The organism is uncultured Draconibacterium sp., from assembly GCF_913063105.1.
In the GTDB taxonomy this organism is placed as follows: Bacteria; Bacteroidota; Bacteroidia; order Bacteroidales; family Prolixibacteraceae; genus Draconibacterium.
The window spans coordinates 59649-71481 of record NZ_CAJXYQ010000018.1 but is presented as its reverse complement, the minus strand read 5'-3'; the positions used below and the strand labels follow the sequence as shown (position 1 = coordinate 71481).

Sequence of the window (11833 nt, the reverse complement as noted above, 5' to 3'; positions counted from 1 at the left end):
GGGCTTAAAAATATTTACATTAGCTTTAAACATAAAAAAAGCGTACTGCTTAATAAAAACAGTACGCTTTCAGGCTGCAAATATTTCTTAAAAACTTAAACCAATTGTAAAGTTCATACACGGAAGTTTTGATGCTTTCTCATTCGGGTTTTTCCCAACACCTTCATTAATGGCTTGCTGCAGGTAGGTGCCCGGATAATCATCGCTTTCTAACTCTGCGCTTAGCGTGTTAAACTCGGCCCCCAGCATAAGAATTCCGTAACGAATGTTCAAGCCGGTTGAAAAGCCAAAATCAACTTTACTTATAAAGAACTCATCAGCGTCATCAATCATATCGTCGTAGTAGGTAACAGCGCCGGTTCCCCAGGCAAAATCTGCCTTGGCACAAATATCAAACTCCAGTTTGTCAACCGGACTGTAGGTAAACGAAGGGCCAATTTTCGATCCGGCACGAAAGATGCCTAAATTGGTATCATAAAAATCATTTTCCGATTTAAAGTTATGGAAAATGGCATAAAGGTAGTCGACATTTATGCCAAAGGCCATGTCGTCTCTATCTAAAATACTTTTGATTAGAAAGATTGAACCCAGTTCAAAATTGGCTCCTGCTTTCGACTCAATTCCGGCATCGTTCCAATCTTGCTTGTCAAGGTCAAAATGTTTCCACGATGGATTGGAGTAGCCAACCCGGAAATAGAATTGGTTCTCAACTTGTTGGGCAAAAATGAATGTAGATAGAAGAAGCAGCGAGAGTGATAGAATAACTTTTTTCATGATGTGTAAAAATTTGAATATATGGTTAAATTACGAGGTTAATTCGGCCTTAACTATTACTTATTTTGCACAAGTTATGATAATCTGCTTAAATATAAAAATAGAAGATGTGCTACTGGTTTTTAACTTTAGGGGTAGAAATAAAAAAACCTTTATCTTTTTGCACTCATTTCCTTTTATCTTTTGCCTTGTTTTTTCTATTTTTGCACCTCATTTTCAAAAAGAAGTAAAAGCATGTTTGAGAATTTAAGTGACAGGCTGGAGAAGTCCTTTAAACTATTAAAAGGGCAGGGGAAAATAACCGAAATCAATGTAGCGGAAACGCTGAAAGATATTCGTCGTGCATTGTTGGATGCTGACGTTAACTTTAAAATTGCCAAAAAATTTACCGACGACGTAAAAGTAAAAGCTTTGGGGCAGGATGTTTTAACTGCCGTTAAGCCCGGGCAAATGATGGTAAAAATTGTAAAAGATGAGCTGGCCCAACTAATGGGCGGTACTTTTACCGATATAGAACTGAAAAATAAACCTGCTGTTATTTTGATGTCAGGTCTGCAGGGGTCGGGTAAAACCACTTTCTCTGGTAAGCTGGCCAATATGCTGAAAAGCAAAAAAGGGCGTCATCCACTGCTGGTTGCAGGCGACGTTTATCGTCCGGCAGCAATCGACCAATTGAAAGTTTTAGGCGAACAAATTGGTGTGCCGGTTTACACCGAGGATGGAAATATGGACCCGGTGAAAATTGCCCAGGCAGCAATAAAGCAAGCCAAAGCTAACGGAAACGATGTGGTAATTGTGGATACCGCCGGGCGTTTGGCAATTGATGAGCAGATGATGAACGAAATATCGGCCATTAAAAAAGCGATAAACCCCGATGAGATTCTGTTTGTAGTAGATTCGATGACTGGGCAAGATGCTGTTAACACCGCCAAAGAGTTTAACGAACGTTTAGACTTTGATGGTGTAGTGCTTACTAAACTCGATGGTGATACCCGCGGTGGTGCGGCGTTATCCATTAGTGCAGTGGTTGAAAAACCGATTAAATTTGTGGGTACAGGCGAAAAAGTTGATGCCCTGGATGTTTTCCACCCCGATCGTATGGCCGATCGTATTTTAGGAATGGGTGATATTGTTTCGTTGGTAGAAAAGGCCCAGGAACAATTTGACGAAGAAGAAGCAAAACGCCTGCAGAAAAAATTACAGAAAAACACATTTAACTTTAATGACTTTCTGAAGCAGATTAACCAGATTAAAAAAATGGGTAATTTGAAAGATGTGATGGGTATGATACCCGGCATGGGAAAGGCAATGAAAGGTATGGATATTGATGATGATGCCTTTAAACACATTGAGGCCATAATATATTCGATGACACCTGAGGAACGCGAAAATCCATCATTAATTAACGGTGGCCGCAGAAAAAGAATTGCTACGGGGTCGGGAACAAATATTCAGGAAGTTAACCGCTTGTTGAAACAATTTAGCGAAACACGGAAAATGATGCGTATGGTATCGCAAGGTAAAAACGTTCAGCGGATGATGGCAGGTATGCAAGGGCAAGGCCGTAAATTTTAATTATATAGAATAGTTCACAAAAAATAATTTGCGCAATGAATTTAATTGACGGGAAAAAAGTAGCTGCTGAAATCAAGCAGGAAATTGCTGAAGAGGTAAAACAAATTGTTCAGAACGGAGGCAAACAACCTCATTTAGCTGCTATTTTGGTAGGGCACGATGGAGGTAGCGAAACTTATGTGGCCTATAAAATTAAGGATTGCGAAGAAGTGGGCTTTAAGTCTTCGTTGATTCGTTATGAAGATGATGTAACCGAAGAAGAATTACTGGCAAAAGTTGAGGATTTAAATAACGATGCCGATGTTGATGGTTTTATTGTACAGCTGCCTTTGCCAAAACATATTTCAGAACAAAAAATTATTGAAGCTATTGAGCCTAAAAAAGATGTAGACGGCTTTCACCCGATAAATGTGGGACGCATGGTAATTGGCTTACCCTCGTTTGTATCGGCAACACCTTACGGTATAGTTGAGCTGATTAAACGGTACGATATTGAAACCAGCGGTAAAAACTGTGTTGTTCTTGGACGAAGCAATATTGTTGGTCGTCCAATGAGTGTGTTAATGTCGCAAAAAGCAATGAATGCTACAGTAACGGTTGCACACAGCCGTACAGCCAACTTAAAGGAAGTATGTGCCAATGCCGATATTTTAATTGTTGCTATGGGTGTGCCTGAGTTTGTAAAAGGCGATATGGTTAAAGAAGGAGCCGTTGTAATTGATGTAGGTACAACCCGGGTAAAATCGGATAAAACAAAATCGGGTTGGAAACTTAAAGGAGATGTCGCTTTCGACGAAGTAGCCGAAAAGTGTTCGTACATAACACCTGTTCCGGGTGGTGTGGGACCAATGACACGTACTTCGCTGCTTTTAAATACTTTGCTGTCTGCCAAAAAAGAAATTTATAAATAGACGAAATAAGCACATAAAAAAAGGAGCATAAATTGCTCCTTTTTTTATACCCTCGTTTTACAGAGCAACTGAAATTGTGTTGGTAGAATTATTATAAATAGCACTTTTTGCCGCGGAATATAGCTGCTTCATGACACATTCTGAATATTTCTCAATTATTTTTCTATTTTTGAAACCTAACTAAGTCCAAAAACCAAAATATTGAAGAATGGAAAGCGGTGATACCAAGGAGGGAGCTAAGTACAAAGACAGCAAATTCAAACAAGAGATTCACTCAAAAGTTATTCGGGCCGGAAAAAGAACCTACTTTTTTGATGTAAAAAGTACCCGAAATGATGAGTATTACTTAACCATTACCGAAAGCAAAAAACGCTTTGGCGAAAATGGAAAGTTTTCGTACGAAAAACACAAAATTTTCCTTTACAAAGAAGACTTCACAAAATTTGTAGAAAGCCTACAGGAAGTGGTTGATTACATTCATGAAGAACAACCGGAAGAAGCTATTGCAGAAGTGGTTGCAGCGAATGAAGAAGCCATTGAGGAAGAGGTAGCTGAGGAAAAAGCAGCTCCGGTAAAAGATTACACCAGCGTTGAGTTTGAAGATATTTAAACGCTAAAGCTTGTTACCCCAATTCACTTAATTCTAACCATCGTAACTCTTTTTCATCGAGTTGCGATTTTATTTGCTCCAACTCCATCGACTTATCATACAATTCATCGTGGTTAAGGTTTCCTGAATTTAGTTCTGCTTCCAGTTTTGTTATTTTTTCCTCCATTTCCGGAATCTCGTTTTCCAATTGCTCAAATTCCCGTTTTTCGTTAAACGATAATTTCCTTTTTCCTGGATTTTTTCCTGGAGCTTTTGACGTATTTTGTGCAGTAACCTTTGTTTCAGCTTTTATTTTTGCCTCCAATCGTGCTTTTTGTTGCTCTTCTTCTTCTACCTTGTTGCGGTACACGGTGTAGTTTCCCGGAAAATCAGCAACTTTTCCGTCTCCTTCAAAAACAAATAGATGGTCAACAATTTTATCCATAAAAAAACGATCGTGAGACACCACAACCACGCAGCCGGCAAACGATTGCAAGTATTCTTCCAATACGTTAAGGGTCATAATATCAAGGTCGTTGGTTGGTTCGTCAAGAATCAGAAAATTAGGATTCTGCATTAAAACTGTGCAAAGGTATAAACGCCGTTGCTCGCCACCACTAAGCTTTTCAATATAGTTGTATTGGGTTTCGGGCGGAAACAAAAAGCGTGTCAGCATTTGCGTGGCGCTCATTTTTGTGCCGTCCTCAAAATAAATATACTCTGCTATTTTCTGAACGGCTTCAATTACTTTTTCCTGCGGATCAAAATTGATTCCTTCCTGTCGGTAATAGCCAAATTTTATGGTTTGGCCAATGTCAATCGAGCCGGAATCGGGCGAAAGTGCTTTCGTTAAAAGATTCAGAAATGTTGATTTTCCGGTTCCGTTTTTACCCACAATACCTACTTTCTCAAAACGTTGAAATTTGTATGTAAAATCTTCGATGAGTTTCACGCCGGGAAATGATTTGGATACTTTATCCAACTCAACAATTTTCTTCCCCAGACGAGCTGATTTTACATTCATTTCAACTTTGTCGTTTCGTACCTGCTGCGAAGCTTTGTCTTTGAGGTCGTAAAACGAATCAACACGGTATTTTGCTTTATGACTTCTCGCTTTTGGCATGCGGCGCATCCATTCTATTTCGGTGCGTAAAAGGTTTTTAGCCTTGGTAATGCTGGCCTTCTGCATGGCTATCCGCTCATCACGTTTTTCAAGAAAATAGGAATAGTTACCCTGATAACGATAGATTTGGTTGTCTTCCATTTCAATAATCTCGTTGCACACACGGTCGAGAAAATAGCGATCGTGCGTAACCATTAAAAGAGTGGCTTTCGTTTTTTCAAGATAGGCTTCAAGCCATTCAATCATTTCCAGATCAAGGTGGTTGGTGGGTTCATCAAGAATTAATAAATCGGGTTGGTTGATAAGCACCTTGGCCAGCGCCAGTCGTTTTTGTTGTCCACCGGAGAGTTCGGCTACTTTTTGTTCCAGAAAATTAATTTTTAACTGGCTTAGTATCTGTTTAATTTCTACCTCGATGCCCCAGGCATTGAGCTCGTCCATTTTTGCCGAAATAGCAGTAATTTCTTCTTGATTGTTTTTTGTTACTGCCAGCTCAAAAGCTTTTACCGTTTTTATTTTTTCGTTATCGCTTTCAAAAATTTCTTCAATAACGGTATTGGCCGGGTTTAAATTAGGGATTTGTTCAAAGTATCCCATTTTTATATCGTTGGTGAGCGTTATTGCCCCTTCGTCAGGTGTTTCTTTTCCGGCCAGTAAGTCAAGCAAGCTTGATTTTCCGGTTCCGTTTTTTGCAATTAAGGCCACTTTGGCACCTTCAAAAACGGTAAAGGAAATATTTTCAAATAGCATGAGTTCCCCCCAGCGTTTCGAGAGGTTTTCAGCTTGTATAAATGGCTTCATGTTTTACGACTTGTTTTCAGAGGCAGCGTTATCTTTTTTTTCTTTAAGTGCTACGCTGTCTTTGTAATCGAATAATAAACTTAAGAAAGTTGGAATATTTTTGGCGGTAGCACTGTTTGGCGAGTTGCTCAAAATGGCAATACCAATGTCTTCTTCGTCGCACAGGGCAATTTCGGCTTTATACCCCAAAACGTAACCACCGTGGTAGGCTACTTCGCGTCCTTTGTAGTCAATAATTCGCCAGCCCAGCGAGTAACGCTTCGATTTTACCTCGCGTCCCCAGCTTCTGAAATAAGTTCGTTTTAATGGAGAGTTTACCTGCGGTGTAAAAACTGTTTGCCGGGCACTGGCATTAAAAACTTCAGAGTTGTCGTCAGTTAAAGTAGCCAGAAAATTGGCCATATCGTTAATACTGGCATTAACTCCGGCAGCCGGAGCTGTGCTGTAATACCTGTCGTTAAGCCGCATGGGTTTGTAGCGGTTGTGCCCCTGGTTATAATGGGGGAAGGCCTTGTTTTTGTTGTTTTTAAAGGCCTCAAAGTTCATTGAAGCATCAGTCATGCCAAACGGAGAAAAAACTTTTTCTTTCATTACTGATTCGAAGCTTTTTTGAGTCTTGGCTTTTGTAATCGGGTCGTAAATACTGTAAACCACATTTTGGTACCCGTAAAGTTCTCCGGGAGGAGCAGTAATATCAACCTGATTCAAGCGTTCAATTATCTTTTCAAGAGGTACCTTGTCTTCCACCATCAGGTCGTAGGCATGCGGAATAAGACCGGAGGTATGGCTGAGCAGATGTCGCACCTTGAGTTGGTCGGTACATTCTTTATCTTTCAATTCAAAACCAGGAATGTAATCAACTACTTTATCGTCGAGTTTTATAATATTCTCATCATCCAGAATTCCTGCGAGTACACCGGTTACCGATTTTGATACCGATGCAAGACGAAAAACCGTGTTGGCATTAACCGGAGCTTTTTCGCCAGCTTTTCGCACTCCAAAACATTTTACCAGGGCAACTTTACCTTTGTAGGTTACCACTGCAGCAGCACCAACGGTACCTGATTGTTTTAAATTTTGTTCAAGAATACTGTCGAATTGAGCCAGGGTATTTTCAATCTCAACAAGAGGATTGTATTCTGTTTCTTTTTTTGTAACAGCCTGTGTTTCCTTGTCTTTTGTTTTTTTTGCACTAACAAAAGACTGTAATTTCAGTGCTAAAACAGCCACCCCAACAATAACAACAGCAACGTAAATTCTTCTTCTCAAAACGTAATCTCCTTCACAATTTGAAACAAAAATAAGATTTATCTGATTGATTTGCAGGTGATGGCTTAATTTCGTCTTATTTTTTATTCACCATTATAATTTAATAACCTGCCAAAAGAAAAAGCCGGTCTCCACCGGCTTTTATACGTCTGTTTAATTAATACTTAAAATCATTTCTATAAAAGGGGAAGAAATGATACCTAAGCTATTGTTTTAATAAGACAGAATATTATCGTTTTTGTTACACCTGCGATGAAAAAAAATCGATTATTTTTGAAAAAAATGAAACAACCAAGATTATTAGTGTTCTAAACTACATAAACTAGAATGATTAAAATTCATGGTGAATTCCATCTGTTACGATGGGAAATAGTAAATTTTATACCGATGGAATAATGAGAAAGAAAGAACTCTTTGCATATATTATCGATTATTTTGAAACGACCATGCCAATTGCTGAAACAGAACTGGACTATGGTAATCCGTTTGAATTAATTGTTGCTGTAATCTTATCGGCACAATGTACCGATAAGCGCGTAAACCAGATTACTCCAGACTTGTTAAAGCGCTTTCCTACGCCACAAAAAATGGCAGAAGTTGAACCTGCCGAGGTGTTTGATTATATTAGGAGCTGTTCTTATCCGAATAACAAGGCAAAACACCTGGTGGGTATGGCCAACAAGTTGCTAGAATTGTTTAATGGAGAGGTGCCAAGCGATGTTGACGATTTACAAAAATTACCCGGTGTTGGCCGAAAAACTGCCAATGTGATTGCCTCTGTGGTTTATAATAAACCAGCTTTGGCGGTTGATACCCATGTTTTTAGAGTGGCAGCCCGTATTGGTTTAAGTACCAACGCAAAAACACCACTGGCTACCGAGCAGCAATTAATGAAATACATTCCGGAAGAATTGGTGCCTAAAGCCCATCATTGGCTTATTTTACATGGACGATATACCTGCCTGGCCCGCAAACCAAAATGCAGTAAATGCGGTTTAACTGATGTTTGTAAGTTTTATAAAAAGGAAGTTAAATCGGGCGCACAGGCGGCATCCTGATTGTGTTAGCTTTTGTGGTAAAACGAATTTTTTTTACTTCGCACTCAGCGTTTTTGCGGTAGTTAGAATTAACTCCCACGCATTTTTTACATGTTTTTCCTCCATGTGGGTTTGCCCAAAGTTCATGCGTAAAACAAGCTGGTCGTTAAGTTTTGTATGGGTAAAATAAATCTTACCACTGTCGTTTATCGTGTTCATTAAAAGCATATTAAACGCATCGCCGGCCTTGTGCTTAAAACAAACCAGGTTCATTACAGGCTTAACAACAACTTCAAAGTCATCCGATTCATCTACCCACTTTTCAAATTCTCGGGCCAGGCGCACGTGTTCGCGAATAAGCTGCTGAAGCCCCTCGATTCCGTAATGCCTGATAACAAACCATAGTTTTAAGGACCTAAAACGCCTGCCCAGTTGAATGTGCCAGTCGCGGTAATCAAAAACTTCACCGGTTTCGGTGGCTTTGTTTCGCAGATATTCCGGTAAAATGGAGAAGGTATTGATGAGTTCTTGTCGGTTGGCTACCCAAAAAACATTACAATCAAAATTGGTAAACATCCATTTGTGCGGATTAAAACTGTAACTATCTGCCAGTTCAACGCCAATAGCCAGGTGTCTGAATTCGGGGCAAAGCATTGCCGTTCCCAACGAGGCAGCATCAACGTGAAACCAGCATTTCTCTTTCTTGCAAATCTGTCCGATTTCCGGAAGTGGGTCAACTGCAGTTGACGAAGTGGTACCAATTGAACCACAAACAAAAAACGGCACCAGTCCGTTGGCTTTATCCTCCTTAATTTGTTGGTGGAGGAGATGCGCTTGCATGGCAAAATTTTTGTCAACATCAATCAGTCGAAGATTGTGTTTGCCAATGCCGGCTATTTTTATGCCTTTCTCAACTGAAGAATGCGTTTGTGTTGAAACGTATGCTACCAATTTTTCTTTCAGTCCATTTATATTGGATGCAAAGTTTGTGGCCCGCTCGCGTGCTGCAATAATGGCCGTAAGTGCAGCGGTAGAAGCGGTGTCCTGAATAACACCACCTCCGGTTGATGTGGATTTAAACTGTGCCGGCATTTGCATCATTTCAGCCAGCCAGTCAAGCACCCTGATTTCCAGTTCTGTTGCTGCCGGACTTGTTGCCCAAAGCATACCCTGCACTCCAAGTCCAGATGAAACAAGGTCGCCTAAAATGGAAGGAAACGACGTATTGGCGTTAAAATATGCAAAGAAGTTGGGCGATTGCCAATGTGTTATTCCGGGCATAATTTTTTCATCCAGATCGCGTATAATTTCATCAAATGGTTCGCCACTGGCGGGTGCCGCCTTGGGTAATTTATTTAATAGCTCGCCGGGTTTCGATTGCGACATTACCGAATAGTTTTCAATCTGTTCGTAATAGTCTGCAATCCAGTCGATTATTTTTTTCCCTTCTTCACGGAACTGTTCCGTACTCATGTGAAATTTCTCGCTCTTCACCATTTTGTTATTTTAATTTGGACGATTAGAATGATGGGATTATTATTTTACTTCAAAGGCCTTGTAATTTTCAATAAAATCTACTTCGGTTTTGTTAACGCTTTTTACTTCCGAAAGGGGAGGCCCTACCCAAAGATAGTCAAGCAGTGTGTTTATGGCAGCCTCGTTGCCTTGCGCCAGTACTAAAACTCCACCATCGAGGGTGTTTCTCACCCAGCCTTTTATATTTAGTAATTTGGCTTGTTGTAAAGTATAAAACCTAAAGCCAACGCCTTGCACCCTTCCTGAAACTTTTATTTCGTATTGAACCATCTTTCTAACTTTGTGAACGAAGGTAAAAATAATAAGAAATATGATTTTCTTTTTGGGAAGCAAATAGTTCGTAAAATCTTGTTCTGTTATTTTTATTTCTGCTTAAATGCTTCCACATTTTCGGGTTGAATTAACGCCCATATGGAATAAACACCAATGCCTGTCCCGATAGGAAAACTAAATAAGTTTAATACTGAAAGGACCAGGGTTAAAATACGTGCCCATTCTTTTCTTTTGAGCAGTCCGATTCCGGCCAATAGGCCTGGCAGGCTTACGATGGCGGCAAATACCATCACAACATTGGCAATAATTGAAAGTACAAATTCTGCTTCGTGCTCGTTAACAAAATCGCCAATTACGTGAAACAGAACAAAGAAAACTGAGGCGAGGATTAAGCCTAAAATGCTGTACGCAATTTGCAAGGTGGCAACTACATTAATGTGTTTTTGCATAACTTTTTTGTTTTTTGTTTTTCTGAATTTACGAAAACGAACGTCGAGCACTGTAAACTTTTAGACCAACCACAACATTTTGTCGCTAAATTGGTTATTTATATGGGATTAATTAATTGGAAAACTGTATTTTTGCAGCTCAAAATTTTTTGAAAGAGAGAAGAAAATGGAAATTTTAAAATTGGTTTTATTGGCAATTGCCTTGCTCGGCATAGGATTGTTTGGTATGGCAGTCAGGATTGTTTTTCTTAAAGGAGGAAAGTTCCCGAATACCCACGTAGGCGCGAATAAACATTTAAAGAAAAACGGCGTTTACTGTGCCACCACACAAGATAAATTGGCACAACGCAAAGCACGCAAAGAATTAGCATTTAAAAAACTAAGTTTTGCAACAGATACAGAAGCCGGTAAGTAACCGGCTTTTTTTATGCTTTTAATTTACCAATAAGCTGCTGAAGCCTTCCGACATGTACACTTGGTTTTCACCCGATTCGTCGGCATAAATAAAATAAATTTCGAGGCCGGGAACCTGCCGTGCAATTTCAATACCCAAATCTTTTCCCAACACCATAAATGCGGTAGCAAAGGCATCTGCCGACATACAATCGTTGGCAACTACCGATGCACTTAACAAGCTGTGCTGTACCGGATAACCCGATTTTGGGTCGATTGTGTGGGCATATTTTTTGCCATTTTCTTCGTAAAAATTCAGGTAATTGCCAGAAGTGGCCATGGCCTTGTTTTCCAGTCGAAGGGCAGCATTTAACTCGTTTTTAAACGGGTTTTCAATGGGCTTGCGTATGCCAATGGTCCAGGTTTTGCCTTTGCTGTTTACCCCGCTGGCAACTACTTCGCCTCCAATATCAACCATATAATTTACACAGCCCTTCTTATTTAATAAATCGCCAATTAAATCGCAGGTGTATCCTTTGGCTATGGCACTCATGTTTAGCATTATTTCCGGAACATCTTTTACAATTTTATTACTGCTGATTTTTACTTTGTTATACCCACAGAACTGTTTAAGCGAATCAACTTTGGCAGCAGTCATTTTTTGCTTGTCTTCCGGGCCAAAGCCCCAGGCACTTATCAGTGGTGCAGCCGTAATATCAAAAGCACCGTTGGTAAGCTCCGAAATCTCCATTGCCCGTTGAAAACAGGCAATAAATTCCGGCTCGGGAATAATATCAGTGTTGTTGTTTATTTTTGTGATGGTAGCTTCTTTATCGTAATGCGAAAAAATTCGCGATAAACGTTTCAATTCCCGGTCAATTTCTGGCCCCAGGTCGCTACCATTAGCACTTTCGTATTTCACACTGTAATAAGTGCCGTAAATCATGCCATTGTTGGCTACATATTTCTGCTTGCTCGAGTTACAACCTGAAAGAACAGACAGAAGAATAATAAAAAACAGAATTTGTAATCTCATTTTATTGTAGACTTAATTTGCTGCGAAATTACGAAATGAATTAAAAGATTTGGGCGAAAGTTGTAAT

At 39.8% G+C, this 11833-nt stretch carries 12 protein-coding genes; 5 read left to right on the top strand and 7 right to left on the bottom strand.

What is annotated here, in order from left to right; all coding sequences use genetic code 11:
• Positions 1–87: 87 nt before the first annotated feature.
• The gene (locus QZ574_RS15845; RefSeq protein WP_297091292.1) at positions 88–774 is read right to left on the bottom strand and encodes a hypothetical protein; all 687 of its coding nucleotides are present in this window, start codon (positions 772–774) and stop codon (positions 88–90) included.
• Positions 775–1008: 234 nt separating this feature from the next.
• Here QZ574_RS15845 and ffh point away from each other — a divergent pair, with 234 nt between their 5' ends.
• The 3 genes from ffh (at position 1009) to QZ574_RS15830 (ending at position 3870) form a co-directional block, all read left to right on the top strand.
• A complete protein-coding gene (ffh, locus tag QZ574_RS15840) occupies positions 1009–2349 on the top strand; it encodes a signal recognition particle protein (RefSeq protein WP_297091289.1) in 1341 nt (446 codons plus the stop codon).
• A 35-nt stretch (positions 2350–2384) separates the two neighbouring features.
• Positions 2385–3260, top strand: a complete 876-nt coding sequence (gene folD / locus QZ574_RS15835; RefSeq protein ID WP_297091286.1) for a bifunctional methylenetetrahydrofolate dehydrogenase/methenyltetrahydrofolate cyclohydrolase FolD — start codon at positions 2385–2387, stop codon at positions 3258–3260.
• A gap of 208 nt (positions 3261–3468) precedes the next feature.
• On the top strand, positions 3469–3870 hold the full coding sequence (locus QZ574_RS15830) for a DUF3276 family protein (RefSeq protein WP_297091284.1): 402 nt from the start codon (positions 3469–3471) through the stop codon (positions 3868–3870).
• 13 nt (positions 3871–3883) lie between these two features.
• Here the strand turns inward: QZ574_RS15830 and QZ574_RS15825 are convergent, their stop codons facing one another.
• Both QZ574_RS15825 and QZ574_RS15820 read right to left on the bottom strand, forming a co-directional pair.
• Complete coding sequence (locus QZ574_RS15825) at positions 3884–5773, bottom strand: ABC-F family ATP-binding cassette domain-containing protein (RefSeq protein ID WP_297091282.1); 1890 nt, start codon at positions 5771–5773, stop codon at positions 3884–3886.
• Between the two features lie 3 nt (positions 5774–5776).
• The gene (locus QZ574_RS15820) at positions 5777–7042 is read right to left on the bottom strand and encodes a serine hydrolase domain-containing protein (RefSeq protein ID WP_297091280.1); all 1266 of its coding nucleotides are present in this window, start codon (positions 7040–7042) and stop codon (positions 5777–5779) included.
• A 362-nt stretch (positions 7043–7404) separates the two neighbouring features.
• On the opposite strand from QZ574_RS15820, the gene nth reads away from it, so the two are divergent.
• A complete protein-coding gene (gene nth / locus QZ574_RS15815; RefSeq protein WP_297091279.1) occupies positions 7405–8100 on the top strand; it encodes an endonuclease III in 696 nt (231 codons plus the stop codon).
• 33 nt (positions 8101–8133) lie between these two features.
• On the opposite strand, the gene QZ574_RS15810 is transcribed toward nth, so the two are convergent.
• The 3 genes from QZ574_RS15810 to QZ574_RS15800 form a co-directional block, all read right to left on the bottom strand.
• Positions 8134–9576 (bottom strand): pyridoxal-dependent decarboxylase, encoded by a 1443-nt coding sequence (locus QZ574_RS15810; RefSeq protein ID WP_297091278.1) that lies wholly within the window; start codon positions 9574–9576, stop codon positions 8134–8136.
• A 39-nt stretch (positions 9577–9615) separates the two neighbouring features.
• Entirely contained in the window at positions 9616–9885 is a 270-nt protein-coding gene (locus tag QZ574_RS15805) for an acylphosphatase (RefSeq protein ID WP_297091277.1), read from the bottom strand.
• A 92-nt stretch (positions 9886–9977) separates the two neighbouring features.
• Positions 9978–10337 carry a hypothetical protein gene (locus QZ574_RS15800; RefSeq protein WP_297091276.1) on the bottom strand — a complete coding sequence of 120 codons (360 nt, stop codon included), beginning with the start codon at positions 10335–10337 and terminating at the stop codon, positions 9978–9980.
• Positions 10338–10503: 166 nt separating this feature from the next.
• Between QZ574_RS15800 and QZ574_RS15795 the strand changes: the two genes are divergently transcribed.
• Entirely contained in the window at positions 10504–10752 is a 249-nt protein-coding gene (locus tag QZ574_RS15795) for a hypothetical protein (protein WP_297091275.1), read from the top strand.
• 18 nt (positions 10753–10770) lie between these two features.
• Here the strand turns inward: QZ574_RS15795 and QZ574_RS15790 are convergent, their stop codons facing one another.
• A complete protein-coding gene (locus QZ574_RS15790; protein WP_297091274.1) occupies positions 10771–11766 on the bottom strand; it encodes an FAD:protein FMN transferase in 996 nt (331 codons plus the stop codon).
• Positions 11767–11833: the final 67 nt, after the last annotated feature.